General features: G+C 60.0%; 22 protein-coding genes. 12 read left to right on the forward strand and 10 right to left on the reverse strand.

All coding sequences use genetic code 11. The features are described from left to right. Positions 1-17: 17 nt before the first annotated feature. Together rhaS and GA0061100_RS17130 are read right to left on the reverse strand one after the other, a co-directional pair. The gene (gene rhaS, locus GA0061100_RS17125) at positions 18-1,013 is read right to left on the reverse strand and encodes a rhamnose ABC transporter substrate-binding protein (RefSeq protein WP_075853916.1); all 996 of its coding nucleotides are present in this window, start codon (positions 1,011-1,013) and stop codon (positions 18-20) included. A gap of 51 nt (positions 1,014-1,064) precedes the next feature. Further along, positions 1,065-1,877 carry a DeoR/GlpR family DNA-binding transcription regulator gene (locus GA0061100_RS17130; protein WP_075853917.1) on the reverse strand — a complete coding sequence of 271 codons (813 nt, stop codon included), beginning with the start codon at positions 1,875-1,877 and terminating at the stop codon, positions 1,065-1,067. A gap of 209 nt (positions 1,878-2,086) precedes the next feature. On the opposite strand from GA0061100_RS17130, the gene GA0061100_RS17135 reads away from it, so the two are divergent. Both GA0061100_RS17135 and rhaI read left to right on the forward strand, forming a co-directional pair. Then, a complete protein-coding gene (locus tag GA0061100_RS17135) occupies positions 2,087-4,183 on the forward strand; it encodes a bifunctional rhamnulose-1-phosphate aldolase/short-chain dehydrogenase (RefSeq protein WP_075853918.1) in 2,097 nt (698 codons plus the stop codon). Between the two features lie 64 nt (positions 4,184-4,247). Continuing rightward, complete coding sequence (gene rhaI / locus GA0061100_RS17140; protein ID WP_075853919.1) at positions 4,248-5,540, forward strand: L-rhamnose catabolism isomerase; 1,293 nt, start codon at positions 4,248-4,250, stop codon at positions 5,538-5,540. A gap of 42 nt (positions 5,541-5,582) precedes the next feature. Here rhaI and GA0061100_RS17145 read toward each other — a convergent pair whose 3' ends face one another. Beyond that, on the reverse strand, positions 5,583-6,293 hold the full coding sequence (locus tag GA0061100_RS17145) for a helix-turn-helix transcriptional regulator (RefSeq protein WP_075853920.1): 711 nt from the start codon (positions 6,291-6,293) through the stop codon (positions 5,583-5,585). 101 nt (positions 6,294-6,394) lie between these two features. Here GA0061100_RS17145 and GA0061100_RS17150 point away from each other — a divergent pair, with 101 nt between their 5' ends. The 10 genes from GA0061100_RS17150 (at position 6,395) to GA0061100_RS17195 (ending at position 18,141) form a co-directional block, all read left to right on the forward strand. Next, positions 6,395-6,793: a VOC family protein gene (locus GA0061100_RS17150; protein WP_075853921.1), complete on the forward strand. Its 399-nt coding sequence runs from the start codon at positions 6,395-6,397 to the stop codon at positions 6,791-6,793. Between the two features lie 445 nt (positions 6,794-7,238). After that, positions 7,239-8,033, forward strand: a complete 795-nt coding sequence (locus GA0061100_RS17155; RefSeq protein ID WP_075853922.1) for an HpcH/HpaI aldolase family protein — start codon at positions 7,239-7,241, stop codon at positions 8,031-8,033. 519 nt (positions 8,034-8,552) lie between these two features. Next, complete coding sequence (locus tag GA0061100_RS17160) at positions 8,553-9,614, forward strand: LacI family transcriptional regulator (RefSeq protein ID WP_244557882.1); 1,062 nt, start codon at positions 8,553-8,555, stop codon at positions 9,612-9,614. A 671-nt stretch (positions 9,615-10,285) separates the two neighbouring features. After that, positions 10,286-11,182 (forward strand): fructose bisphosphate aldolase, encoded by an 897-nt coding sequence (locus tag GA0061100_RS17165; protein WP_075853924.1) that lies wholly within the window; start codon positions 10,286-10,288, stop codon positions 11,180-11,182. A gap of 430 nt (positions 11,183-11,612) precedes the next feature. Then, positions 11,613-12,542, forward strand: coding sequence for a sugar phosphate isomerase/epimerase family protein (locus tag GA0061100_RS17170; RefSeq protein WP_075853925.1), 930 nt, complete (start codon positions 11,613-11,615; stop codon positions 12,540-12,542). An 11-nt stretch (positions 12,543-12,553) separates the two neighbouring features. Further along, positions 12,554-13,687 carry a Gfo/Idh/MocA family protein gene (locus tag GA0061100_RS17175; protein WP_075853926.1) on the forward strand — a complete coding sequence of 378 codons (1,134 nt, stop codon included), beginning with the start codon at positions 12,554-12,556 and terminating at the stop codon, positions 13,685-13,687. A 196-nt stretch (positions 13,688-13,883) separates the two neighbouring features. Next, on the forward strand, positions 13,884-15,131 hold the full coding sequence (locus tag GA0061100_RS17180) for an ABC transporter substrate-binding protein (protein ID WP_083961375.1): 1,248 nt from the start codon (positions 13,884-13,886) through the stop codon (positions 15,129-15,131). A gap of 146 nt (positions 15,132-15,277) precedes the next feature. Continuing rightward, complete coding sequence (locus GA0061100_RS17185; RefSeq protein WP_075853927.1) at positions 15,278-16,144, forward strand: carbohydrate ABC transporter permease; 867 nt, start codon at positions 15,278-15,280, stop codon at positions 16,142-16,144. Continuing rightward, the gene (locus GA0061100_RS17190; RefSeq protein WP_075853928.1) at positions 16,144-17,052 is read left to right on the forward strand and encodes a carbohydrate ABC transporter permease; all 909 of its coding nucleotides are present in this window, start codon (positions 16,144-16,146) and stop codon (positions 17,050-17,052) included. Before GA0061100_RS17185 ends, GA0061100_RS17190 begins: the two co-directional genes overlap by 1 nt. A gap of 3 nt (positions 17,053-17,055) precedes the next feature. After that, complete coding sequence (locus GA0061100_RS17195; protein ID WP_075853929.1) at positions 17,056-18,141, forward strand: ABC transporter ATP-binding protein; 1,086 nt, start codon at positions 17,056-17,058, stop codon at positions 18,139-18,141. A gap of 40 nt (positions 18,142-18,181) precedes the next feature. On the opposite strand, the gene GA0061100_RS17200 is transcribed toward GA0061100_RS17195, so the two are convergent. The 7 genes from GA0061100_RS17200 to GA0061100_RS17230 form a co-directional block, all read right to left on the reverse strand. Next, the gene (locus GA0061100_RS17200; protein WP_075853930.1) at positions 18,182-19,243 is read right to left on the reverse strand and encodes a class I SAM-dependent methyltransferase; all 1,062 of its coding nucleotides are present in this window, start codon (positions 19,241-19,243) and stop codon (positions 18,182-18,184) included. Between the two features lie 186 nt (positions 19,244-19,429). Further along, complete coding sequence (locus GA0061100_RS17205) at positions 19,430-19,981, reverse strand: glutathione peroxidase (protein ID WP_075853931.1); 552 nt, start codon at positions 19,979-19,981, stop codon at positions 19,430-19,432. A gap of 79 nt (positions 19,982-20,060) precedes the next feature. Further along, positions 20,061-21,911: an ABC transporter ATP-binding protein gene (locus tag GA0061100_RS17210; RefSeq protein ID WP_075853932.1), complete on the reverse strand. Its 1,851-nt coding sequence runs from the start codon at positions 21,909-21,911 to the stop codon at positions 20,061-20,063. Between the two features lie 50 nt (positions 21,912-21,961). Then, the gene (locus tag GA0061100_RS17215) at positions 21,962-22,720 is read right to left on the reverse strand and encodes a DUF1028 domain-containing protein (RefSeq protein WP_075853933.1); all 759 of its coding nucleotides are present in this window, start codon (positions 22,718-22,720) and stop codon (positions 21,962-21,964) included. 5 nt (positions 22,721-22,725) lie between these two features. After that, positions 22,726-24,513, reverse strand: coding sequence for a gamma-glutamyltransferase family protein (locus tag GA0061100_RS17220; protein ID WP_075853934.1), 1,788 nt, complete (start codon positions 24,511-24,513; stop codon positions 22,726-22,728). Positions 24,514-24,535: 22 nt separating this feature from the next. Then, positions 24,536-25,414 (reverse strand): ABC transporter permease, encoded by an 879-nt coding sequence (locus GA0061100_RS17225; RefSeq protein WP_075853935.1) that lies wholly within the window; start codon positions 25,412-25,414, stop codon positions 24,536-24,538. After that, positions 25,411-26,358 (reverse strand): ABC transporter permease, encoded by a 948-nt coding sequence (locus GA0061100_RS17230; RefSeq protein WP_075853936.1) that lies wholly within the window; start codon positions 26,356-26,358, stop codon positions 25,411-25,413. Before GA0061100_RS17230 ends, GA0061100_RS17225 begins: the two co-directional genes overlap by 4 nt. Positions 26,359-26,418: the final 60 nt, after the last annotated feature.

The following is a 26,418-nucleotide window of genomic DNA, read 5'->3' on the forward strand; positions in this document are numbered from 1 at the left end:
GCGAGTTCGATTTTCGATCAGAAAACCTTGGAGAACTGATCGATGTTCGAAGCGTTGTAGACGAACGGATCGGCCATGGCGGCTTCGCCGTTTTCGCCAACCTTGATCTTGCCCATGCGGCCGGCATTGATTTCGCTGCCCGGCTTGCCGTCGGTTTCGCCCTTGACGAGGCGATAGGCGATCTGCGTTGCGGAATAGCCGAGATCGATCGGGTTCCAGATCGCAAATTCCTTCGTCGCGCCAGACTTGATGGCGCCGGCCATTTCAGATGGCAGGCCGAGGCCGGTCACGTAGACCTGGCCGATCTTGCCGGCATCCTTGACGGCCTGCGAAGCAGCAAGCACGCCCACCGTCGTCGGGGCAACGATGACCTTGACTTCCGGATGCGAGGTCAGGAGGCCCTGGGCCTCACGATAGCTCTTGTCCGAGAGGTCGTCACCATAAACCGTCGTGACCAGATTGAGGCCCGGGAAGTCCTTCAGCTGCTTCTTCATCTCGCCGATCCAGATGTTCTGGTTGGTCGACGTGGTCGTTGCCGACAGGATGGCGAAGTTGCCCTTGCCGCCGTCGAGATGATCCTTGGCGAGCGTCAGGCACATCTTGCCGATCAGCTCGTTGGACGAAGGGTTCAGCTGCAGGATGCGGCCGGCCTTGGCGACGCCGGAATCCCAGGAGATGACCTTGATGCCGCGCTGCGCCGCCTTCTTGAGGGCCGGCACGACTGCATCGGGATCGTTTGCGGAAATCGCGATGGCGTCAACACCCTGCGCGATCAGCGAGTTGATGACTTCGATCTGGCCTTCAGCCGTGGTCGAGGTCGGGCCGGTGTAGATCACCTGCACGCCGCCAAGATCCTTGGCTGCTTCCTGGGCGCCCTTGTTGGCGGCCTCGAAGAAGCCGTTGCCCAGCGACTTCACCACGAGACCAATCTTGATGTCCTTGGCACTTGCAGCACCGGCGAAAAGCGTGGCCGCGAGCGCAACGCCGATCGCCAGTTTCTTTGCTATATTCATGTCACTTCCTCCCAAAGTTGATAGGCTATGCTCACCCCATCGCCGCGTATTTTATGCGACCGACGGGGAATCTTCCTCCTCGGCCTGAGCCGAAACGCTTGCGATAACAAGCGAAACACCGGCGTCCTCGATCATGCGTACCGTCTCTGCCGTCACGCCATCATCGGTGATGATCGTCGAAACCTGTTCGAGCGGGCAAAGGATCAGGCTTGAACGCTGACGGAACTTGCTGGAATCCACCATGACGACGAGCTCGTCGGCCTGGCGCATGAGCTTCTGTTCGCTCTGGATGACTAGTGCGTCGGCTTCCATGACGCCGAGCGGGCCAACACCCTGTGCGCCAATAAACATGCGCCGGGCGTAGAAATTCCGAATGGTGTCATTGTCGAAGGGCGAAAGGATCAGGCTCTGCTCGCGATAAATCGCGCCGCCCGGCACTGTCACCGTATTCTTCGAATGCTTGACCAGATGTTCGGCAATGGCGAACGAATTTGTCATTACCTGCAGCCGGAAGGCTGAAATATAGTGAACGAGCTGGAATGTCGTCGTGCCGCCATTGATGATGATAGCGTCGCCGGGATTGCAGAGTTCGGCGGCCTTGCGCGCAATTGCGCGTTTCCTATCGATATTGACGGCCTCGGAGACTCGGAACGGCCGTGCCGCCAGATTGCCGAGTTGCGGGGGATGGATCGACTCCGCGCCGCCACGCACGCGCCGGATCTTTCCCTGCACGTGCAGGGCAGCGATATCACGGCGTATCGTCGCTTCCGAAGCCTCGGTCAGCTCGGAAATATCCTGAATCGTCACGACAGACTTTTCCTGTACGGCGCTCAGAATAATGCGATGGCGTTCACGTTCGTGCATCGGCTCCTCCTTGTTGGCGGTTATTTCGCAAATATGACAAAGTGTCAATCACAAACGATCATAAACTTTCATATTGCATCGCAACATTATCGAATTTGATCGTTTTCGATTGACAAGGTGACTATACGTGAGCGATACCCTGCTCACAAAGGGCGGTTCCAATCGTGATGTGATCCGTCTGCAGGACTTGATTTTCAAGGGAGGATGACATGGCGGCTGACGTTCAGCTTCTGAAGAACCGTTGGGATGATGCATATGCGGCCGGCTTGGATGAGCCGGGCAAGCTGCTTTATCGGTCGAATCTGCTCGGTGCCGACAAGCGTATCACCAACTACGGCGGCGGCAACACATCGGCCAAGGTCATGGAAACCGATCCGCTCTCCGGCCAAAAGGTCAAGGTGCTCTGGGTCAAGGGCTCCGGCGGCGATGTCGGCACCATCAAGCTCGACGGTTTCGCCACGCTCTATCAGGACAAGCTAGACAGCCTGAAGAACATCTATCGGGGCGTCGCCGACGAGGATCGCATGGTCGGCTTCCTGCCGCACTGCACCTTCAACCTCAATGCGCGCGCCGCTTCGATCGATACGCCGCTGCACGGCTTCGTGCCGTTCATCCATGTCGATCACATGCACCCCGATGCCATCATCGCCATCGCGGCTTCCAAGAATTCCCGCGAACTGACGCGCGAGATCTTCGGCGACGACATCGGCTGGCTCCCCTGGCGCCGCCCCGGCTTCCAGCTCGGCCTCGATCTCGAAGCCTTCGTCAAGGCGCATCCGAACGCCAAGGGCGTCGTCCTTGAAAGCCACGGCCTCTTCACCTGGGCCAATGACGCGAAGGAATGCTACGAGCTGACCCTTGCAATCATCAACAAGGCGATCGAATGGTTTGCCGCCAAGACCGAAGGCAAGACCGTTTTCGGTGGCGCGGTTGTCGAAAGCCTGCCGCAGACGGAACGCCGCGCCATCGCAGCCCGCCTGATGCCCGAGATTCGCGGTCGCATCGGCAAAGCCGAGCGCAAGCTCGGCGATTTCGACGATCAGGATGCCGTGCTCGAATTCGTCAATTCGAAGAGCCTTCGTCCGCTCGGCGCGCTCGGTACCAGCTGCCCGGATCACTTTCTGCGCACCAAGATTCGTCCGCTGATCGTAGACTTCGATCCGGCAACACCTGATGTCGACGCCGTCATTGCCGGCCTCGACAAGGCGTTGGAAGACTATCGCGCCGACTACGCGCGCTATTACTACGACTGCAAGCATGACAACTCGCCTGCAATGCGCGACCCGAACCCGGTGATCTTCCTCGTTCCCGGCGTCGGCATGCTGTCCTTTGCTCGCGACAAGGCGACTGCCCGTATCGCCGGCGAATTCTATGTCAACGCCATCAACGTTATGCGCGGGGCATCCACGGTTTCCGAATATCAAGGCCTGCCTGAACAGGAAGCCTTCGATATTGAATACTGGTTGCTGGAAGAGGCAAAGCTGCAGCGCATGCCCAAGCCGAAAAGCCTTGCCGGCCGCGTCGCTTTCGTCACCGGCGGCGCCGGCGGCATCGGCCGTGCGACGGCGGCACGCCTGGTGGGCGAGGGCGCCTGCGTCGTTCTGGCTGATATCGACCAGTCAGCACTTGAAAGCACACAGGCCGATTTCGCCAAGAGATATGGTGCGGATGCGGTGCGCAGCGTCAGGCTGGACGTCACCAAGGAAGATGCCGTCATCTCCTCCTTTGCCGAGGCTTGCGTCGAATTCGGCGGCGTCGACATTCTGGTATCGAATGCCGGCATCGCTTCGTCCGCGCCGATCGAAAGCACCGAGCTTTCGATGTGGAACCGCAATATCGATATCCTGGCAACCGGCTATTTCCTCGTTTCGCGCGAAGCCTTCCGGCTGTTCCGCCGCCAAAATCTCGGTGGCAACGTTGTCTTCGTCGCATCGAAGAACGGTCTGGCCTCCTCGCCGAATGCCGCCGCCTATTGCACGGCAAAGGCAGCAGAGATCCATCTCGCCCGCTGCCTGGCGCTGGAAGGTGCAGAAGCCGGCATCCGCGTCAACACCGTCAATCCCGATGCCGTCCTTCGCGGCTCGAAGATCTGGAACGGCGAATGGCGCGAGCAGCGCGCCGCCTCCTCGAAGATCGAGGTGGATGAGCTCGAGGAACATTACCGCAAGCGCTCGATGCTGAAGCTCAATGTCTTCCCCGAGGACATTGCCGAGGCGATCTACTTCCTGGCCTCTGATTTGTCCGCCAAGTCGACCGGCAACATCATCAACGTCGACGCCGGCAACGCGCAGAGCTTTACGCGCTGATATCAAACGGCCTGCGCCGCGGCTATGCTTGCCGGCGCGGGCCTTCATCGTCTGGGAGGAAAGAATGGCCGAGTTTAGAATTGCGCCCGATCTGGTTGCTGCAGAAAACGACAAGCGCGCCGCCGCGCTGAAATCCGACTATGAGGCGCTTGGCGCCACGCTCGCCCGTCGCGGCGTCGATATCGAGGCCGTCACCAAGAAGGTTTCCGAATTCTTCGTTGCCGTCCCGTCCTGGGGCGTTGGTACCGGCGGCACGCGCTTCGCCCGCTTCCCCGGCACCGGCGAGCCGCGCGGCATCTTCGACAAGCTCGACGATTGCGCCGTCATCCAGCAGCTGACACGGGCAACGCCGAGGGTTTCTCTGCATATTCCCTGGGACAAGGCGGATGCGCGCGAGCTCAAAGCCAAGGGCGATGCGCTCGGCCTCGGCTTTGACGCCATGAACTCTAACACGTTTTCTGATGCGCCCGGCCAGGCCCATTCCTACAAGTTCGGTTCGCTCAGCCACGTCGACGCAGCAACCCGCGCACAGGCCGTCGAGCACAACATCGAATGCATCGAGATCGGCAAGGCGCTCGGCTCGAAAGCGCTGACCGTGTGGATCGGCGATGGCTCGAACTTCCCCGGTCAGACCAATTTCACCAAGGTGTTCGAGCGCTATCTCGCCGCCATGGCCGATATCTACAAGGCGTTGCCGGATGACTGGCGGCTGTTTTCCGAACACAAGATGTACGAGCCGGCTTTCTATTCGACTGTGGTTCAGGACTGGGGCACTAATTACCTGATTGCGCAGACGCTCGGCCCCAAGGCGCATTGCCTTGTTGACCTCGGTCATCACGCGCCGAATACCAATATTGAGATGATCGTCGCGCGCCTCATCCAGTTCGGCAAGCTCGGCGGTTTCCACTTCAACGATTCGAAATATGGCGATGACGATCTTGATGCCGGCGCCATCGAGCCCTATCGCCTGTTCCTTGTCTTCAACGAGCTGGTCGACGCCGAACGGCGTGGGGTCAACGACTTCAATCCGGCTCACATGATCGACCAGTCGCATAATGTAACGGACCCGATCGAGAGCCTGATTTCCAGCGCCAATGAAATCCGCCGTGCCTATGCGCAGGCGCTGATCGTCGATCGCAACGCGCTCGGTGATTATCAGGACGCGAACGACGCTCTGATGGCATCGGAAACGCTGAAGCGTGCCTATCGCGCCGATGTCGAGCCCATCCTTGCTGAAGCACGTCGCCGCGCCGGCGGCGCGATCGATCCGGTCGCGACCTACAGGACGAGCGGCTATCGCGCCAAGGTCGCCGCCGAGCGCCCTGCATCGGTTGCCGGTGGCGGCGGGATCATCTGAGATGATCGGGTGCCGGCGGACAATTGCGTCGGCACCCGACACTTACTTTTTCCGCAGGGAGTGCTGGAGTTCGGCCTCTCGCCAGGCGGACCAGCGGCGACGCAGCTCGCCTGGCCGCAGGCCATGACCTTCATCAAGCATATCAGCCTTGAGAATTCGCTCCGTGCGGAAGTGCCGGAAGCCCTGGCGTAGCTCGCACCATGCCACCAGAATGCGGCTCGTATCGGAATAGCCGAGGATGACGGGCCACACCGTCCTTGCCGTTTCCTCGCCCGCTTCGGCGCGGTAGAGCAGCCGAAGCTTTCGCCCTTCGCGGACGGCGACGCGCAGCATCTGCAGGTCGATGCTTTCTTCCTCCGCTCCCGGAATGACGGGTCTGGCGCCGACGCTCGGCTCCAGGATGAAGGGACGCAGATGTGCGGGAACAATCGCGGTGATCTTCGCAACCACATCGCGTGCGGCATTGGCGAGGGTTTTGTCGGCGTGATCCGCAACCCATTGTGCTCCGAGGACGACAGCCTCGATCTCCTCGGGTGTCAGCATCAGCGGCGGCATTTCATAGCCGGGTGAGAGCAGATATCCGAAGCCCGCCTCGCCCTCGATCGGAACGCGCTGGCTCATCAGATCGGCAACGTCGCGATAGACCGTGCGTTTCGAGACCTCGAGTTCATCCGCGAGCGCGGCGGCAGTCACCGGCCGGCTGGACCGACGCAATATCTGTATGATCTGAAACAAACGGTCGGCGCGACGCATTCCTGCTGACTCCTGCTGTCAGTATGGTGGCAACAGCCTTATGCGACAAGAGCCTTTGAGCCGCCACGACACCGTCGGCGGGATTTTTGAAGGAGCCTCCGATGAAATTAGCATCCACGCGTCTGATTGCTTCAGACATCAAGAAGATGGTCGGCTTTTATGAGATGGTCACGGGTCAATCGGCCGAGTGGCGGGCGCCGGTCTTTGCCGAGATCGTCACTCCCGGAGCAACGCTTGCGATCGGAAGCGCTGATACCGTTGCCCTGTTTCGCGAGGGCAGCGCCGAACCCTCAGCCAATCGTTCGCTCATCATCGAATTCCAGGTCGATGATGTCGATGCCGAATTTGCGCGGTTGAAGGATATGGTGGAGGTCGTGCACGAGCCGAAGCTGATGCCATGGGGCAACCGCGCGGGCCAGATCCGTGATCCTGATGGAACGCTGATCAGCCTCTATACGCCGGTCACGGACTTTGCAAAGCAGCGTTTTGCGGGGCGTTGACTGCTCAAAATTCGCGAAAAATCCACAACGGGGTTCCAATTCGCGCAGCGGCCCGCAGGCTCTCTGAAGTCGCGGGCAAAGGAGACCTTTAGACGCCGCATGTCGCGCGCTCATCGGAGCTTGAATAATGGGCGGGCGATGTCGTTGGACTGACGGCATCGCCCGCTTCCAGTCGCTTTCCTGCGACGCCGTCTATATGATTCACCGCCTAACCAACCGAAATAGCTGCATATTTGTCATGGTCGTCTGGCATGTTGAAATCGCCTTCATGCGCGGTAGGCGCTGCGGTTGAAGCCTTGTTTTATCCATCTGCGTCTGTCGCATGTGCACTTTCGAGTGGCCCGGCAACGGGAATTGGGTATTGTCGATTGCAACGGCTCGCCGTGATTTGGCGGTCGAGGCTGGCTTCAAAGAAGAGCCTGTTGTTGATAGGTGAGGAAAGACGATGACGACTGACATTAGCGGTTTTGCCGGACGCCTGAAGCGCCGCGAGAATGGCGGCATGATCTCCGGCTGGGTCGGCATACCCGACCCGATGCTCGTCAACCATCTGGCGCAAGAGGATTTCGATACCGTTGTGCTCGATATGCAGCATGGCATGTGGAACATGGAGTCTGCCGCCAACGGAATTGCCTATGTGCGTCTGGCCGGCAAGCCGGTGATCGCTCGCATTCCCGTCGGTGATTTCGCCTCCGCCTCGCGGCTTCTCGATGCTGGCGCCTCTGCCATCATCGCGCCGATGATCAACTCCGCCGATGATGCCCGTGCGCTGGTGAAGGCAACCAAGTATCCGCCGCTCGGCGAACGCAGCTGGGGACCCTCGCTTGCCCTCAATCATTTTGGCCTGCCAGCCGAAGATTATCTGCAGAGTGCCAATAGCCTGACCGTCACCATCGCCATGGTCGAAACCCGGACTGCTCTGGACGCGATCGACGAGATTCTTGCCGTTGACGGTATCGATGGCATCTTCGTCGGTCCGTCAGATCTTTCGATTGCTCTTTCGAACGGTGCCCGGCTCGCGCCCGATAGCGCCGCGATCGATCAAGCGCTTGCGACCGTGTTTGCACGCTGCCGTGCCCATGGCAAGGTGATCTGCGCCTTTGGAGGCGACGGCGCTCGTGCCGGAGAATATCTCAAGCTCGGCCTCGATCTGGTTATCGCCGGCACGGAAACGGCACAGCTAAGGGCAGGTGCGCGCACCGCCATTCAGGCTGCGCGCAGGATCGCAGAGCAGGACTGACGTCTTACAGGCTTGCCGAAGCAGTTCCGGACAAGCCGATGCGCGCTATTTGATGATGAAGAATAGTTTTGGACCTGCCGCTATGAATGCAGCGGCAGGTCCAAACATTTACAACGCTGGGCGACAAGCGCCAAATCCCATCAGTTTACGAGCTTTACAAAGCAGGGATTATACGATTCTTCGCCACATCCGCCGCGGGCTTTCGCCGACGGGATCGTGTTTTGAATGGCGATGGCGGCAAGCGATACGGCAATGATCGTCAAAACAGTTCTCGTATATTTATCCATGAGCTTCCCCCGGTGGCAGATAAATGAAACATCTGCACCTTAAAATTGCTTTTCTGAACGCTTGCTGAATATTAATGCTTAGAGTTGTGTCCGGGTGCCGCCTGACTGTGGTTGGAGAGACGGCCTAAACAAGCATTTATCTCTCCTGTGTTGACTGTAACCCGTGCTTGCATCCTCGCCTGGCAGCGGGCATTCTCCCGCCGACATGGCGGAGCGAGATGATTTGTCGAAGGTGCATGGATTGGCGCTAGGGCGCGGCTTGCGGCGCGAGGTGGGCCAGCGCGTGACGCTGCGGACGGTTGCGACAGCGCTCGGTCTTTCGGTGACGACGGTCAGCCGAGCGTTGAAGGAAGGTCCCGAGGTCAATCGGGAGACGATCGAGCTGGTCAAGCGTGTCGCTGGCGAGCTCGGTTATCGCCCGAATCTCGGCGGCATCAATCTGCGCACCGGCAAGACCCACGCCATCGGCATCGTGTTGCCATTCGGGCGTGAGGGTGAGATGAACATCGTCGTTGCCTCGCTGATCGAGGGCGCCTCGCGTTACATGAAGGCGCGGGGATACCGTACCACGATCGTGCCGCAGCTCCAGGCCGACGATCCGCTCGCGACGGTGCGCGATATCGTCGAGGAGGGATCGGTCGACGGTATCATCATCACGCATACGACCCCACAGGACGATCGCGTCAAATATCTGCTCGAGGTCGGCATGCCCTTTGTCACTTTCGGCCGCACCGAGCTCTTGAGCGCTCATCCAAGCATCGATCTCGATCATGAAGTGATCGGCGCGGAGGCTGCACGCCTGCTTTTGGATGCCGGACACAACATGCCGCTATTGATTGCGCCGAGCCGCCAGTTCACCTATAGCCTGCAATTCGTTCGCGGCTGGCGCAGGACCTTTGCCGAACGCCATTTGAGTGTTCCGGATAGTCTCATCCATTTTACTGCGGTGACGCCTGACAACGGGCGCGAGATGGCAAAACGTGTCGCGGCCTCGCACCCGGAGGCGACGGCCGCCTTCGTGGCCAGCGAAGAGGCTGCGCTCGGTTTCCTTGCCGGCCTGCGCGATGCCGGGCGGCAGGCGGGCAAGGATTTCGCCCTGATCACCTATGGCGGCACGGCACTGCCCGATTTCTTCAATCCACCGCTTAGCGCCTTCTATTACTCGAACCACGCGATAGGGGAGCGATTGGCCGCCTTCCTGCATCGGGCGATCGCCGGCGAAAATCCGGCCGAGCTGCGTGAAGTCGTTCGCGCCGAATTCGTGGATCACCACAGCCAGCTGCGTCGCGCTTGAGCGATGTCGCAATCTGCGGGCTGAGCGGAAGCGCGAATGCTATGCCGTGGGCAGGTGAGCATAGCTGAAGATGGATGAGGTAGCGCTACCGGATCCAAGCGCTGAAAACCACCGTTCGATATCGACTTGATATTCTGAAACTGTCGCAGGTTCTACGCCACTATCGTCTCCGGATTCGATGGTTATGGTATCTCCTCATGAGCGTCCGGAAATTGCGATGCCGTTCGTCCTTCCCGTTCGTTTGCGCCAGGAAAACGTGCTGCAAAACCCAAACCAAAAGCGAAGTAGCTCAAAACGGCTCAAGTCACACAGGTGGCGAAAAGCCGAAGCTGAAATATTATTCGACCGGGCCTAGGCACGCGATCTTCCGGTAATAGCCGCCTTAATCGGTTTATTCGACGAGTTGGCGCGGAAAGGACCGTGTTGGTGAGCCGTCATACCCAAAACTCCGTGGTTCGTGGTCATTGATTTCTCGAAAATGCTGTGCATTTCGACTGGATAACAAAGGGAATTCCGTTAGGTTTCTCAGATATTGGAGGCTTGCATGACCGCTCCAGGGGCGAGATTGTTCGCCAAGGTCGATATTTGTAACCGATCGGTGATGCCGGAAGGCTTGTCCGATCCAGAAAGTCCGTATGCGCCACGCGGCGCTGCGCAATAGGGAGAAAAGTATGGCTGACGAAAAGATGTTGTCGCAGATGTCGGGTGAGGGTGGCTTCATCGCCGCGCTCGATCAGAGCGGAGGCTCGACACCGGGCGCCCTGCGTCTCTATGGGATCGCTGATTCCGATTATAGCGGCGATGAGGAAATGTTCCGTCTGATGCACGAAATGCGGGTGCGCATCATGACGGCTCCTTCCTTTTCCGGAGACAAGGTGATCGGCGCCATCCTATTCGAGCGAACCATGGATGGAGAGGCGAAGGGTAAGCCGGTTCCCTCCTATCTCTGGCAGGACCGCGGCGTCGTTCCGTTCCTCAAGGTCGACAAGGGACTGGCAGCCGAGGAGAACGGCGTGCAGGTGATGAAGCCGATGCCAGATCTCGACGATTTGCTCGCCCGTGCGGTGAAGAAGGGTATCTTCGGGACCAAGATGCGCTCGGTGATTGCTAACGCCGACAAGACCGGCATTGCCGCGGTGGTAAAGCAGCAGTTCGAAATCGGTCACCAGATCCTCGGCCATGGTCTAGTGCCGATCATCGAGCCGGAAGTTTCGATCAAGAGCCCGACCAAGCAGGAGGCCGAAGCCATCCTGCGCGACGAGATTGCGCAGAGGCTCGACACTGTACCGGCAGGCGAGAAGGTGATGCTCAAGCTGACGATCCCGACGGTTCCTGATTTCTACAAGCCCCTCGTCGATCACAAGGCCGTGGCCCGTGTCGTCGCGCTGTCGGGCGGCTACAGCCGCGCGGATGCCTGTGAGAAGCTCAGCCATAACCATGGAATGATCGCCAGTTTCTCGCGCGCCTTGACCGAAGACCTCCGTGTATCGATGAGCGACGCCGAATTCGACGCCAGCCTCGCGAAGACCATTGACGAGATTTATCAGGCAAGTGTCGTAAAAGCCTGACCTGATCAAGACGCCGGGTCTAAAACGGCCCGGCGTCAATCAATTGCTGATAGAGCCTGACGCCGCAATCGCTGCCGGTGTTGCACGACCGGCTGCCGTGGCTCTTATTGAAGCGGTTGAGGCTGCTGATGGTGTTACCGCCTTGCCTATTGCAAGCACGGCTCCCGCTTAGGCCCATCGTTACTCACCCCAATATGCCACCGATCACAATATGAGCCGATCTCCGCAAGAAATTCGTAACGTTACGAATTTTGATATTTGAGTGGAAGCCGGTAGGAAATCCCAAATCATAAGAGATTGACAGCGTCACTATTTTCCATAATCGTAACGTTACGGATTGCCAAAATTGAGTGGGAGGCTCGTTGGCAGTACCCATGACACAGGCGCGGAGCCCTACACTGGGCAGGTCCGCATTCCACGGGAGGATGATGTGAGCAGCGGCTCGCTTTTTTTCGGATCGCCAATTTGGACCTTCAACTGGAACCCGCCCTATCAGGCGCCCTTGCGGCGGCTCGCTCGAACCGGGTGCAAGGGTTTTGAGCTCACAGCATGGTCGGTGGATATGCTGGCCTATTACACGCCCGAAACTATTCGCGAGCTGAAGGAGATTGCCGATGGAGAGGGGCTGGTTCTGACCAACTTCTTCTTCAATCTGCCGTTCAGCCGCGCCGCGAATGTCGCCGTGTCGACCGTTGATCTCGACGGCTACAAGCGGGGAATAGATGTCGCCGCGGCCATCGGCACGCCGATCGTCACCAGCATGACACCCTATCCGTTTCAATCCGACGTCAAACCGATCCTGCAGCGGCCGATTTCGCAGGAGTGGAGCGCGGCCGTCGAGCCGCAATGGGACTGGACGAGCGAATATGATGCCGTGGTCGAGGGATTTGCCCGAGCTTGCGAGATTGCTGCTGACGCGGGTCTCAGGGTCGCGATCGAGCCGCATCCCTATCGCTGGGTCAGTTCCGGCCAGGGCATGCTGCGCCTGATCGAGCGCACCGGTGCACCCAATCTCGGCCTGAATTTCGATCCGAGTCATCTCTTTCCGGCTGGCGACATGCCGCATTATGTCGTGCTGGCGCTCGGCGATCGCATCTTCAACACGCATTTTTCCGACAATGAGGGCCATACCAACGCTCATTGGCGGCCGGGACGCGGCAAGATCGACTGGAAGGCGATCTTCGCAGCACTTCAGGCCATCGGCTATTCCGGCCCGATCACGCTGGAGCTTGAGGATGCGCCGGGGGCATCGCATTGGACCCATTTCCGTGAAGCGACGCCGGAGTTCGACGACGAGATGCGGCGCGGCATGGACTATCTGCGTGCCGTTGCCGCCGAACTCGATATCACCATTTCCTAGAGGCAAATCCAATGAGCACCCAGCCCATGAAAGTCGGCATTGTCGGCGCCGGCAATATCAGCGCCACCTATGTCGCGACCCTGCACATGTTCGATTTCATTCGCGTGAAATCGGTCTACGATCTTTATGACACGTCGGCGCGCAAACTCGCAGAACATTTCGGCATCGAAGCCGTTGCGCTCGATGCGATGCTCTCCGACCCGGAGATCGGCCTCATCATCAACCTGACGACGCCGGTCTCGCATTATGCCATCAGCAAGAAGGCATTGCTTGCCGGCAAGCATGTCTATTCGGAAAAGCCGCTTGGCGTTTCGATGGCCGAGGCGGAGGAGTTGATGGCGATTGCGCGGGCAGGGGACCTGCGGCTTGGTTGCGCTCCAGATACTTTCCTCGGCGGTGGTCACCAGCTGACGCGGCGCTTGCTCGATGAAGGGCGCATTGGCAAGACGATTTCGGCGACCGCCATGCTGCTCTTGCCCGGTCATGAGCATTGGCATCCCAATCCGGCTTTCTTCTATGGCCGCGGTGGCGGGCCGATGCTTGATGTCGGCCCCTATTACGTCACGAACCTCATTGCCTTGCTCGGTCCCGTGCGCGAAGTTTTCGGGACCGCGAAGATCACCCGCATCGAGCGCACGGTGAAGACCGATCCGCGCCGAGGCGAGACGATCAAGGTATTGGTGCCGACGCATCTGACGGGTGTGATGGAATTTCATAGCGGCGCGACCGTCACCATCGCCACCAGCTTCGATGTCATCAAGCACAAACACAATCAGATCGAGCTTTACGGCTCTGAAGGCTCCATGGTGACGCCGGACCCCAATAACTTCAGTGGCAAGGTCGAGATATTCCGCGATGGCGGCGAAGCGTGGGAGGAGATTGCCATCGACCATCCCTATACCGAGGGCGTGCCGGGTCATCTCGGGCTGCGCGGTTTGGGCGCGGCGGAAATGGTTGATTCTCTTCGCTCCGGGCGCCAGCATCGGGTATCGTCCGAGCTTGCCTTCCATGCCCTGGAAGTGATGACGGCATTCGAACGCTCCGCCCAGTCGCGTCGCGTGGTTGCAATCCACAGTAGCTGCGGCCGTCCTGATCCGATACCGCGCGCAATAAATGAGGGACGTTTCTCATTGAGTGCGCTATAGAGTTGAGAAAATGCGGTCCTTTCGGACTGCGGGCTTGACGAAGGGGCAATGCCTGAGGAAGCATTGCTCACTTGCTGCGGGGAACGGAGGCCCTGCAGCATATTTTGGAGGATCAGGAGATTCGGCATCCGATGTCTGGCGACGGCGGCGGCTGAACACAGGCGTTTGGAGAACGCCGTCAAAGGAGGAGGAACGTATGCGCAAATTGATGATGGCATTGGTCGGCGCCACGGCGCTGGTCGCGGCGAGCGTGACCGGCGCTCTGGCCGAAGGCAAGAAGGCTGAGGTCCTGCATTGGTGGACTTCGGGCGGCGAAGCCGCAGCCGTGAAGGAACTGGCCAAGGCCTTCAACACCGCCGGCGGTGAATGGGTGGATACCGCGATTGCCGGCTCCGGCTCGACCGCTCGCCCGATCGGCATCAACCGCATCATCGGCGGCAATCCGCCGACGGCGATGCAGTTCAACACCGGCACGCAGATGAACGAACTTGCCCAGCAGGGTCTGCTGCGACCGCTCGACGATCTTGCCAAGGAGCAGGATTGGAAGTCGGTTCTGACGCCGGCCTTTTATCAGGCCATTCAGTTCCAGGGTCATATCTATGGCGCTCCCATCAACGACCACGGCCAGAATTGGGTTTTCTATTCCAAGGCCGTCTTCACCAAGGCCGGCGTGACGGACGAGCCGAAGACCTGGGATGAAATGTTTGCCGCGCTCGACAAGATCAAGGCCGCCGGCCTGATACCGGTCGCCGTCGGCGGTCAGCCCTGGCAATTGCAATCGATGTTCAACGCCATCCTGCTCGGCGAAGGCGGCAAGGACCTCTATGCCAAGGTGTGGAAAGATCTCGACACGGATGCTGTCAAGTCCGACAAGTTCAAGCACGTGGCGGAAGTCTTTGCCAAATTGCGCAACTATCAGGATCCCGGCAGCCCGAACCGCGACTGGAACGTTGCGACCGGCATGCTGATCGATGGCAAGGCCGGTATCCAGTTCATGGGTGACTGGGCCAAGGGTGAGTTCATCCATGCCGGCCTCGTCGCCGACAAGGATTTCGGCTGCATTCTCGGGCCTGGCGAATCCAACTTCATGATGGGCGGCGATATCTTCGTCTTCCCGGTCCTGAAGGACAAGACCGCCACCGATGCCCAGACCCTGCTCGCAACGGTCATCATGTCGAAGGAAGGCCAGCTTGCCTTCAACTCCAAGAAGGGTTCCGTACCCGTGCGTCTCGACGTGGATACGTCGAAGCTCGACGCCTGCGCCCAGAAGGGCCTGAACGCGCTCAAGGACCCGAGCCGCCAGATCCTTGCTCCTGACGTGCTGACCCCGCAGGACATCGTCCAGACCGAAGGCGATCTCATCGCCCAATACTGGACGACGCCCAGCATGACGGCAGACCAATTCGCCACGCAGTTTGCGCAGGTCATCGAACAGGCGAAGTAAGCTTCGATCGACATCCATGCGGCGGCAGGTGAGCCTGCCGCCGGTTTCCATGAATGCTGAGGAGGAGCGCGCCCATGAGCAGCCCAGACACGAGCGCCACTGCCGTAAAGGCGGTTGTCGCACCTGCGAGCGTCAGTCGCAGGAAGATGCATATTTCGCCCTATGTGGCCCTGTTTCCGGCTTTCGCCATTGTGCTTCTGGCCTATGTCGTCACTGTCGTCTGGAACATCTGGATATCGTTCACGGACAGCAAGGTGTTGCCGGTCAATATCTTTGTCGGCACCAAGCAATATGAGCGGCTGTTTGCCACGGCGCGCTGGCTGATATCGCTGCAGAACGTTGTCGTCTTCGGCATTCTATTCATTGTCGGCTGTCTGATCCTCGGCTTTCTTCTCGCCGTCGCGCTCGATCAGAAGGTTCGTTTCGAAAACACCTTCCGGACGATCTTCCTCTATCCTTTTGCGATGTCTTTCATCGTCACCGGGCTTGTCTGGCAGTGGATCATGAACCCGACGCTCGGCCTGCAAAAGGTTGCGGACAGCGTCGGCTTTACCTGGTTCCGCTTCGATTGGATCGTCCAGAGCGATCTCGCGCTATATGTCATCGTGCTTGCCGGCATCTGGCAATCGTCCGGTCTCGTCATGGCTATCATGCTCGCGGGTCTGCGAGGCGTCGACCGCGAATTGTGGAAGGCGACGCGTATCGACGGCATACCGAGCTGGCGCGTTTATCTTCACATCGTCATCCCGATCCTGAGACCGACCATCATCACAGCCAGCGTGCTTTTGGCGATTGCTGTCGTCAGGGTCTATGAGCTGGTGCTGGCGACCACGGGCGGGGGGCCGGGAATCTCGACCGAAGTGCCCGGCAAGTTCATCATGGATTACCTCTTCGGGCGCGGCAACATCGGGCTCGCAACGGGCGCATCGACAGTGATGTTCATCACCGTGGTGATCCTGGTGACGCCCTGGCTCTACTTTGAATATTTCCGCGAAAAGCCGAGGGGGAACTGATGACAACGCCATCTTCCATCACTGGTGCCATGCAGGGTCCGACTGGGCGCAAGCCGCAGCATCTGACCCCCGGCCGCATCGGCCTTTATCTCTTTCTCGTCATTGCGGCACTGTTCTTCCTGCTGCCGCTCTACGTGATGCTCGTCACCTCGTTCAAATCCATGCCGGAGATCCGGCAAGGCAACATCTTCGCCTTTCCGCAGATGTGGTCGGCCGATGCCTGGGTTCAGGCGTGGAGCACAGCCTGCACCGGGCTTGAATGCGGCGGCATCAGCGTCGGCTTCTGGAATTCGGTGAAGATCCTGATCCCGAGCATGATCCTGTCGATCCTGATCTCGTCGCTGACCGGTTATGCGCTGTCCTTCTGGCGGGTTCGAGGGGCGAACGTGCTCTTTGCCATCCTGCTGCTCGGCGCCTTCATCCCGTATCAGGTTTTTATCTACCCACTGGTTCTGATCTATCGCGACGTCGGCATCTATTCGACGCTGCCCTGCATCATCATCACTCACACGGTCTTCGGCCTGCCGGTTCTGACGCTTCTGTTCCGCAATTATTATTCCAGCCTGCCGATGGAGCTCTTCAAGGCGGCCCGCATCGATGGTGCGGGGCTTTGGCAGATCTTCTTCCGGCTGATGATCCCGATGTCGATCCCGATCCTGGTGGTCGCGGCGATCCTGCAGGTGACCGGTATCTGGAATGACTTCCTCTTCGGCGTCGTCTTTGCCGGCCGGGAAAATTTCCCCATGACCGTGCAGCTCAACAACATCGTCAACTCGACCCAGGGCGAGAAGCTCTACAACGTCAACATGGCGGCGACCATTCTCACCGCCCTGGTGCCGTTGATCGTCTATTTCGGCTCGGGTCGCTGGTTCGTGCGCGGCATCACCGCCGGTGCAGTCAAGGGATAGCTCATGGCCAATGTTTCCATTCGCGAACTTGCAATCGATTTCGGCAGTGTCAGCGTCCTGAAATCACTCAATATCGAAATACAATCCGGCGAGTTCATCGTGCTGCTCGGCCCGTCCGGCTGCGGCAAGTCGACACTGCTCAATGCGATCGCCGGGTTGACCGATATCACCGACGGCCAGATCTGGATCGGTGACAAGAACGTCACCTGGGAAGAGCCGAAGGATCGCGGCATCGGCATGGTGTTTCAATCCTATGCGCTCTATCCGACGATGACGGTCGAGGGAAATCTCTCCTTCGGACTGCGCATCGCCGGCATGGCGAAGGACGAAATCGCTCAGCGTGTCGACCGCGCCGTGCAGATCCTGCAGATCGATCCCTTGCGCAAGCGGCGGCCGGGTGAGCTCTCCGGCGGCCAGCGCCAGCGCGTCGCCATCGGCCGTGCCCTTGTGCGCGACGTCGATGTCTTCCTGTTCGACGAGCCGCTATCCAATCTCGATGCTAAGCTTAGAACCGAGCTGCGCGTCGAGCTCAAGCGCCTGCACAGCGGCCTCGGCTCGACCATGATCTATGTGACCCATGACCAGATCGAGGCGCTGACGCTTGCCGATCGCATCGCCGTCATGAGTGGCGGGGTCATCCAGCAATTCGCCTCGCCGAAGGAAATCTACCGACGTCCGGTCAATCGTTTCGTCGCCGGCTTCGTCGGTTCGCCCTCGATGAACTTCCTGTCGGGGCAGGTGACGAGCAATGGCGGCGTGCCGGCCTTCACCTTGCCCGACGGCCGCAAGATCGATCTCAACGGCTATGAATTTTCCGGTACACCCGGCGAGGGCCGAAAGGCAACGCTTGGGGTCCGGCCCGAGCAGATGCAGTTCCAGCCGGCAGGCGGGCGGGCCGCCAGCCTGCCGGCGACCTTCACCATCGTCGAGCCCATGGGCTCGGACAATCTGATCTGGGGTCAGGTCGGCGGCGAGACGCTGTCGGTGCGTATCGACGCCGATGAGGATGTCGCGCTCGATACCGAGCAGCCGGTCTATTTTCAACCGACGCTCGCGTCGTTGTTCGGCGAAGATGGGCAGCGTCTATGAGATACGTGCCGCGCGCTAGCCGAAGCGCGCGGCACGATTTTCATGCCCTGACTTCAAAGATCATGTTGAACGGCGTTTCGGTCGCCTTGCGGAAATGCGAATAGCCCGCATCCATGGCAACCTTGCGCAGTTTCAGCTCACCCGCCTGTGCGCCCAGACCCAGTCCCACCTCCTGCGATAGCGAGGCCGGTGTGCAGATCATCGTTGAAGCGCCGTAGTAGACGCGACCGACCGGGTTGAGGTTATCCTTCAGGCAATCATGTGCGAAAGGCTCGACGATCATCCAGGTGCCGTCATCGGCGAGGGTTTCCTTGATATGTTTGCCGGCACCGACGGGATCGCCCATGTCGTGCAGGCAATCGAACATTGCCACGAGATCGTAGTCGGCAGCCGGGAAATCCTTGGCAGTCGCCTGCTCGAACGTGATACGGCCCGCAACGCCCGCTTCCCTTGCAGCCGCCTTCGCTCGTTCGATGGACGGGAGATGATAGTCGAAGCCGAAGAAGGTCGAGTTCGGATACGCCTCTGCCATCAGGATGGTCGAGGCGCCATGGCCACAACCGACATCGGCGACGATAGCTCCGGCCTCGAGTTTTTCCTTCATGCCGTCGAGCGCCGGTATCCATTCCGAAATGAGATGGCTGTTGTAGCCCGTTCGGAAAAAACGTTCCGTGCCGCGAAACAGGCAGGCGCTGTGCTCATGCCAGCCAAGGCCGCTGCCGGTCTTGAAGGCGTTGACCACCTTCGGCTCGTCGACCCACATGGATTGAACGACATCGAAAGCGCCCGCGAAGAAGGCAGGGCTGTTTTCCTCCGCAAACACCATTGCCTGTTCCGGTGTCAGGTAGAAGCGTTCGGTGTCGTCGTCGTAGCTGACATAGTCGGCGGCTGCCTGAGCGGACAGCCATTCGCGCACATAGCGCTCCTTGACGCCGACCTTGTCGGCCAGTTCCGCCGAGGTCATCGGCGTTCCATCGGCCATGGCCCTGAACAGGCCCAAATGATCTCCGAGCGTTACCAGCACACCTGAGACCGCCGCGCCGAGATCGCCGACCAGGCGCCCGACAAGGGTATCGAGTTTTTGCATATCAGGTTCGCGCATGACATCCTCCCATCAGAATTGATGCAGCGTTCCATTGCGATGTATTCGGATGGGGAAGGATACTCCTGGGCCGGATGGCAGGCAATTACGCCATCCGGCTGAACAAGCTCAGCTATGCCCTGAAAACAGGCGCAACCTATTGATGTGATGTGTTATTTTTGCAGGTTCGCAAGGTGCTGGGGCGCCTCAGCCGGCACGTGCCAGCTCCTCTTCCAGAACCGAGAGGAGGCGCGGATCGTCGGCCGTTACATCAGGAGCAAAGCGGGCGGCTACTTTGCCGTCGCGGCCGATGAGGAATTTTTCGAAATTCCAGACGATGCCGCCATCCTGTCCGGTTTCGAGGCCGTGCTTTGCCAGGCGCTCGCGCATTGGCCCGTCGCCTGTCGTCTCGACGCCTGAGGCGATGAGATTGTTATAGAGCGGATGGCGCTCTTCACCTGTAACCGCGATCTTGGAGAACATCGGGAACTGGACGTCGTAGGTCAGGGTGCAGAAATCCAGGATCTCCTTGTCGCTGCCCGGCTCCTGGCCCTTGAAGTCGTTGGCCGGGAAGCCGGCGATGACAAGACCTTCGTCGCGCTTCGTTTCGTAAAGCTTTTCCAGCCCTTCGTACTGCACCGTCAGGCCGCATTTGGACGCAACGTTGACGACCATGATGACCTTGCCGCGATAGTCGGCAAGCGTCGTATCGCTGCCATCGATCCTCTTTACCGGAATATCGAGCACATTATCGGTCATATCATTCACTCCAGATGAGATGGAAAACAGGATGTCGATATTTGCCCGGATTTCGGCGGCGTCAAGGCCGGAAGTCGTCTCAAGCGGCCTCTTCCATTCGAACTAGATGGCCCTGCGAGACTTCGCGGTAACGTCGCGCCGGTGGTTGATATCCAACCGGGCGCACCAGGCTCTTCAATTCGTCGACGGCGAGATTGCGCCGGATGCCGCGTCGCGAGGGGTCCGGCACCGGGACCGCTGCCATCAGCTTCTTGGTGTAGGGGTGCTGCGGATTTTCGAATACGGAGGCGCGCGGGCCGATTTCGACGATCTCGCCGAGATACATGACGGCGACGCGGTGGCTGACGCGCTCGACCACGGCCATGTCGTGCGAGATGAAGAGATAGGAGAGGTTGAGGCTCTGCTGCAGATCCATCAGCAGATTGCAGACCTGTGCCTTGATCGACACGTCGAGCGCCGAGACGCTTTCGTCGGCGACGATCACTTTCGGATCAAGCGCGAGCGCCCGGGCAATGCAGATGCGCTGGCGCTGGCCGCCTGAGAATTCGTGCGGATAGCGGCTCATCATATCGGCCTTCAGGCCAACGCGTTCCAGAAGATCGGCCGCCTTTTCCCGCGCTTCGGCGCGCGTGCCCAAGCGATGCTCGACGAAGGGTTCGGCAACGGCGGCGCCGATCGTCATGCGCGGATTGAGGCTGGCAAACGGATCCTGGAAAATCATCTGGATGCTGCGGCGCATGCGGCGCAGATCGAGCGTATTGAGCTTCATCACGTCATAGCCGTCGAGGCGAACCTCGCCGGATTTTGGGTTGATGAGGCGCATGATGGAGCGCCCGGTCGTCGACTTGCCGCAGCCGGATTCTCCGACCAATGACAGCGTTTCTCCCTGGGCGAGATCGAAGGAGACATTCTCGACGGCATGAATGGCACCCGTCGGACGGGCGAGCAGGCCGCCGTGAAGATCGAAGCGGGTGACGAGGTTTTTCACTTCCAGCACCGGGGTCTTGCCATGATCGACGGTGTCGGCCAGCGCCTTCGGTTCGCTGCGTTGACCCGTGCTTGCGTCCACGACCGGGAAGCGCAGCGGTTGCGGCTGGTCTTTCATCGAGCCGAGGCGCGGCACGGCAGACAGCAGGGCGCGGGTATAGGGGTGCTGGCCGCGATGGAAGATATCGTCGGTCTTACCGGTCTCGACCGCCTCGCCGCGATACATAACGATGGTCCGATCGGATATCTCGGCGACGACGCCCATATCGTGGGTGATGAAGAGGACGGACATGCCTTCCTCTTCCTGCAGCACCTTGATGAGGTCGAGGATCTGCCCCTGGATCGTCACGTCGAGGGCCGTTGTCGGCTCGTCGGCGATCAGCAGTTTCGGGCGGCTGGCAAGCGCCATGGCGATCATCACGCGCTGGCGCATGCCGCCTGAAAACTGGTGCGGATATTCGTCGAAGCGCGAGGACGCATTGGGGATACGCACCTTTTCCAGCAGGCGGATCGTTTCCGCCTTCGCCGCGGCCTTGGAAATATTGCCGTGGCAGGTCAGCGCCTCGGAAATCTGCCGGCCGATGGTGAAGATCGGATTGAGAGAAGTCATCGGCTCCTGGAAGATCATCGCGACATCCTTGCCGCGCACCTTGCGCATCTCTGCCTCCGGCAATGCCAGGAGATCGCGGCCGTTGAGCTTCACGGAGCCCTCGATGCGGCTGCTGGCCCTGGCAAGCAGCCGCATGATCGAGAGCGAGGTCACGCTCTTGCCGGAACCACTTTCGCCGACGATCGCGACCGTTTCGCCCGGCATGACGTCGAAGGAGATATCCTTGACAACCGTGCGCCACTCACCATCGACGAGAAACGACGTGGTGAGATCGGAGACAGAAAGAACAGGCTGGGTGCCCGGATTGGTCATCTGCGCTGCAACGGTCGGCATGAAGTTCCCTTTTATGATTTTACCATTGGTCGAGCTTCAATCGAAGTTGTTCACGATGGAGCTGCCATTGTGGCATGGGAAGCCGAAGGCCTGCCCTCGGCAATCCTCCTGGTCTCAAGAGCGGCAATCTTTTCGTCGATCTCGCGCCGGTCGGTCATGCCGCTGGGGTTCTGCCGCGTCGGCATGGTCTCGGCAACATGGAGGTAACGTTCCTGTGCAACCGCATAGAGCCGTTCGAGTTCGGCGAGCGGATCGGCACTGTCGTCGACGCGAATGTTCAGCCAGGCATAATCCTGGTCGCGGTGGATGACGAGTGCTGCCGATTGCTTGCCACGTTTGTCGCCCCCGGCGTCTTCGCCGGCGCGCATCGCTTCGAGCAGCCGTTCCGCGAGTGGTTTGCCGGCAGTCTTTTTGAAGGTCGCAAGCGTTTCAGAAATCACCTGCGGCCCGGCCAGCATATTGCCGGCAACCGACACATTGTCGTCAACCAGATGGCCCGCCCAATCGATGCACTTGGCGCCGGTGAAGGCGGCGTTGTTACCTTTGCTGTCGATGAGGTGGAACTGCCGTTGCTCGCGGCCTTCGTCGCGAGCGCTCAGCGCCTCAACGATTTCGCCAGGCGCGTGGCCTGCTGCCAGCATCGCCAGTCCGTCGATGCCGTAGAGCGGGCTGGCAAAGGCCTGCGTCGCAACCGCGCCGATGCCGCCGCGAATATGCGGCACGATGCTGCCGACGGCAAAGAAGCGCGTGGCGACGGCGATGGCGAGGTTTCCGGTTTCCGGCTCGCGGGCTACGATCGACCAGGTCATCGGCTCTATCTCCCGACAGCGTAGGCTTGCATCAAACGCGGAGTTGCTGCGGCGCGCAAGAGGCCATCCGCGTCACGCCGCGCTGCGGTGAGGCGGCCCACGGTCCACTCCGGCGCGACGGTCAACTGGTGGCCCTTCTTGCGGAGCGTATCCAGCACATCAGCGCTGAAATTCGCCTCCGCCGTCAGGCCGCCCGGCTCGCGCGTGCGCGGATAGAAGGAACTCGGGAAATGTGTGCTGTGAAACAGCGGCTTGTCGATCGCCTCCTGCAGGTTCAGCCCATGATGGACATAGCGCAGGAAGAAGGAAAGCTGCCACTGCTCCTGCTGATCGCCGCCGGGCGTGCCGAAGGCAAGGGTCGGGCGCCCCTCATGCAGTGCCATTGTCGGGGTCAGCGTCGTGCGCGGCCGCTTGCCCGGCGCAAGCGAGGAGGGCAGGCCAGGCTGCAGCCAGAACATTTGTGCGCGGGAGTTCAGGCAGAAGCCGAGACCCGGCACGATGGGCGAGGATTGCAGCCAGCCACCGGATGGCGTCACCGACACCATGTTGCCCTCTCGGTCGATGACGTCGATATGCACGGTATCGCCGCGCTTTTCGGTCAAATGCGACATTGTCGGCTCATAGACCGCACCACTCTTGGCTTCCGGCGCCTCGAGCATCGTCATGGTAAGATCATACTGGTCTTCAAAGCCGGCCAATTTGCCCGGGCGCAGGGCGAGCGATGCTTCCGGTGAAATCAGCCGGCGACGCTCATCGGCATAGGCATCCGAAAGCAGGGTTTCGAGCGGCACATTCGTGAAATTGGGATCGCCGTAATAGACCTCGCGATCGGCAAAGGCGAGCTTCATGGCCTCGGTGACGGCGTGGACGAAATCGGCTCCTGCTGGGTCCATGCCGGCCAGATCGAAACCTTTGAGCAATGCCAGCGTCTGCAGGAAGACAGGCCCTTGACCCCAGGGGCCGATCTTGGCGACCGTCCAGCCGTGATAGTCATAGGTCTGTGGCGCCTCAATCGTCGCGCGCCAGTTGGCCATATCGTCGGCGGTCAACACACCCTTGTGGCGTTCGCCGCTCGCATCCATCACCTCGGTCTTGCTGACATAGCTGTCGATCGCCTCTGCGACGAAGCCGCGGTAATAGGCATCGCGTGCGGCTTCGATCTGCGATTCACGATCGCTCTTGCTTTCCGCTTCGGCGACGATACGCTTCCAGGTTTCGGCAAGAACCGGGTTCTTGAAATTGGACCAGGGTTCGGGCGCGGCACCGCCCGGAAGCCATGTCTCGTAGGATGTCGGCCATTCCTTGCGATAGAATTCGGCAAGCCCGGCAATGGTGGCGGAAACGCGCGGCAGGACGGGATGGCCTTTTTCGGCATAGTGGATCGCCGGTTCCAGCACGTCGCGGACCGTCAGTCGGCCGTAATCGCGCAGCATCAGCATCCAGCCATCGAAGGCGCCAGGAATGACGGTCGCAAGCAGGCCATCACCGGGGATCAGCTTCAACCCTTCGCGCGTGTAATGCTCTATCGTTGCGCCTGCCGGTGCCGGTGCCTGGGCACAGATGACCTCGACTTTGTCCTTCTTCTTCGAATAGAGGATCGCCGGCATGTCGCCGCCCGGCCCGCAGAGATGCGGCTCGACGATCTGCAGCACGAAGCCGGTGGCAACGGCTGCGTCGAAGGCATTGCCGCCTTTTTCGAGAATGCTCATGCCGACGGCGGACGCAATCCAGTGCGTCGAGGTAACGACGCCGAAGGTGCCGAGGATTTCAGGGCGTGTGGTGAATGCGGTCATTGGGGGCATCCTTTCAGTTTATTCATGCTTCGCGCGGGTCGAGCGCATCGCGCAGGCCGTCGCCGAGGAGATTGAAGCCGATCACGACGAGAAAAATGGCGGCACCCGGCCACATGGCCATCCAGGGCGCCTGTTCGAGATAATTCTTGGCGACGTTGAGCATCGAACCCCAGCTCGGGGCAGGCGGCTGCTGGCCGAGGCCAAGGAAGGAGAGGCTCGCTTCCGCGATGATCGCGGTTGCGATGGTGAGAGTTGCCTGCACGAGGATCGGAGCGAATACGTTCGGCAGGATATAACGGGTGATGATACTGAAATGGCGCAAGCCGATCGATCGGGCGCCCTCGACATAATCCTCCGTCTTGACCGCCAGCACCTGGCCGCGCGTCAGCCGCACGAAGACGGGCGTTGCCGACAAGCCGATCGCGATCATCGCATTGGTGAGGCTGGGGCCGAGGAAGGCGGCAAGCGCAATGGCGGTGATGAGGAAGGGCATCGCCAGAAAGGCTTCGGTGATGCGCGAGATGATTTGATCGATCCAGCCGCCATAGTAACCCGAGATCAGACCCAAGGGCACACCGATGGCGACCGCGATGGCGACGGAGAAGATGCCAGCCATCAGGGACGCCCGCGCGCCCCAGATCATGCGGGAGAGAATGTCGCGGCCGAGATCGTCGGAGCCGAGCCAATGAGCGGCTGATGGCGCCTTGCGGATCGCCGACCAGCTGGTGGCGACCGGATCCGGGATCGGTAGCAGCGGTGCGACCACCGCAAGCGCGGTAAAGAAGAGAATGATCGCCAGTCCAACCAGCGCGCCCTTGTTGGCTCGCAGCTTGCGCCAGGCGCGGTTGGGAGCACGTTTGGCAGAAGGGGCGGTCGTGGCCGCTTGGACGATCGTGCTCATAGGGCCGCCCTCATGCGCGGATTGAGGAGAACGTAGAGAATATCGGCGATGAGGTTCATTGCGATAAAGCCGATGGCAGTGCAGAGAACCACGCCCTGGACGACGGCATAGTCCCGGTTGAAGACCGCATCGACGATCAGCTTGCCGAAGCCGGGGATGGTGAAGATCTGCTCGGTCAGCACAGCGCCAGCCAGAAGCTCGCCGAAGAGCAGGGCGCTGACAGTGACGACGGGCAGGATGGCGTTGCGGAAGCTGTGCTGAAGGACGACGGCGGTTTCCGGCAGGCCCTTCGCACGGGCTGTCCGGATATAGTCAGCGCTGAGCACGCTCAGCATCGAGGAGCGGGTGTGGCGCATCAACGTCGCCGCCAGCGCATTGCCGAGCACAAAGGACGGCATCAGCATCGTCTGGATCGAGCGCCATGGGTCTTCGAAAAAGGGTTGATAACCGGAAGCAGGAAGCCAGTGCAGCTTCACCGAGACCAGCAGGATCAGCATGATGCCGAGCCAGAAGTTCGGCACCGACAGCCCGCACAGGGCGACGATATTGGCGAGGAAGTCGATGAAGGTGTTCTTCTTCACCGCCGCCAATATGCCCATGGGAATACCGATCGCGAAAGCGAAGATCATCGACATGACGGCAAGCTGGATCGTTACCGGCAGCTTTTCGGCAACGAGCGTCAGGACCGGCTGATTGGTGCGCAGCGAGACGCCGAGATCGCCCCTGGCGACACCCTGCAGCCAATAGCCATATTGGTAGATGACCGGATCGTTCAGCCGATATTTCTCGCGAAGCAGCTCCAGCACCTGCGGATCGCGCTCTTCGCCGGCCATGGCGAGCACCGGATCGCCAGGCAGCAGCTTCTGTAGCGAGAAGACGAAGATCGAAATGATCAGCAGCGTCGGGATGGCGACGAGCAGCCTCTTTCCGATATAGCTATACATGGGCAGATCCTTGCCGCGATGTCGAATGTGAAAGCGCCATGCGGGAAGGAGCCCGCATGG

The organism is Martinezella hainanensis (genome assembly GCF_900094555.1).
Lineage (GTDB): Bacteria > Pseudomonadota > Alphaproteobacteria > Rhizobiales > Rhizobiaceae > Rhizobium > Rhizobium hainanense.

Excerpts from the sequence above, each read along its gene's own strand:
- rhaS (WP_075853916.1), bottom strand. The coding sequence starts at position 1,013 with ATGAATATAGCAAAGAAACTGGCGATCGGCGTTGCGCTCGCGGCCACG.
- GA0061100_RS17130 (WP_075853917.1), bottom strand. The coding sequence starts at position 1,877 with ATGCACGAACGTGAACGCCATCGCATTATTCTGAGCGCCGTACAGGAA.
- GA0061100_RS17135 (WP_075853918.1), top strand. The coding sequence starts at position 2,087 with ATGGCGGCTGACGTTCAGCTTCTGAAGAACCGTTGGGATGATGCATAT.
- rhaI (WP_075853919.1), top strand. The coding sequence starts at position 4,248 with ATGGCCGAGTTTAGAATTGCGCCCGATCTGGTTGCTGCAGAAAACGAC.
- GA0061100_RS17145 (WP_075853920.1), bottom strand. The coding sequence starts at position 6,293 with ATGCGTCGCGCCGACCGTTTGTTTCAGATCATACAGATATTGCGTCGG.
- GA0061100_RS17150 (WP_075853921.1), top strand. The coding sequence starts at position 6,395 with ATGAAATTAGCATCCACGCGTCTGATTGCTTCAGACATCAAGAAGATG.
- GA0061100_RS17155 (WP_075853922.1), top strand. The coding sequence starts at position 7,239 with ATGACGACTGACATTAGCGGTTTTGCCGGACGCCTGAAGCGCCGCGAG.
- GA0061100_RS17165 (WP_075853924.1), top strand. The coding sequence starts at position 10,286 with ATGGCTGACGAAAAGATGTTGTCGCAGATGTCGGGTGAGGGTGGCTTC.
- GA0061100_RS17175 (WP_075853926.1), top strand. The coding sequence starts at position 12,554 with ATGAGCACCCAGCCCATGAAAGTCGGCATTGTCGGCGCCGGCAATATC.
- GA0061100_RS17180 (WP_083961375.1), top strand. The coding sequence starts at position 13,884 with ATGCGCAAATTGATGATGGCATTGGTCGGCGCCACGGCGCTGGTCGCG.
- GA0061100_RS17185 (WP_075853927.1), top strand. The coding sequence starts at position 15,278 with ATGCATATTTCGCCCTATGTGGCCCTGTTTCCGGCTTTCGCCATTGTG.
- GA0061100_RS17190 (WP_075853928.1), top strand. The coding sequence starts at position 16,144 with ATGACAACGCCATCTTCCATCACTGGTGCCATGCAGGGTCCGACTGGG.
- GA0061100_RS17195 (WP_075853929.1), top strand. The coding sequence starts at position 17,056 with ATGGCCAATGTTTCCATTCGCGAACTTGCAATCGATTTCGGCAGTGTC.
- GA0061100_RS17200 (WP_075853930.1), bottom strand. The coding sequence starts at position 19,243 with ATGCGCGAACCTGATATGCAAAAACTCGATACCCTTGTCGGGCGCCTG.
- GA0061100_RS17205 (WP_075853931.1), bottom strand. The coding sequence starts at position 19,981 with ATGACCGATAATGTGCTCGATATTCCGGTAAAGAGGATCGATGGCAGC.
- GA0061100_RS17210 (WP_075853932.1), bottom strand. The coding sequence starts at position 21,911 with ATGCCGACCGTTGCAGCGCAGATGACCAATCCGGGCACCCAGCCTGTT.
- GA0061100_RS17215 (WP_075853933.1), bottom strand. The coding sequence starts at position 22,720 with ATGACCTGGTCGATCGTAGCCCGCGAGCCGGAAACCGGAAACCTCGCC.
- GA0061100_RS17220 (WP_075853934.1), bottom strand. The coding sequence starts at position 24,513 with ATGACCGCATTCACCACACGCCCTGAAATCCTCGGCACCTTCGGCGTC.
- GA0061100_RS17225 (WP_075853935.1), bottom strand. The coding sequence starts at position 25,414 with ATGAGCACGATCGTCCAAGCGGCCACGACCGCCCCTTCTGCCAAACGT.
- GA0061100_RS17230 (WP_075853936.1), bottom strand. The coding sequence starts at position 26,358 with ATGTATAGCTATATCGGAAAGAGGCTGCTCGTCGCCATCCCGACGCTG.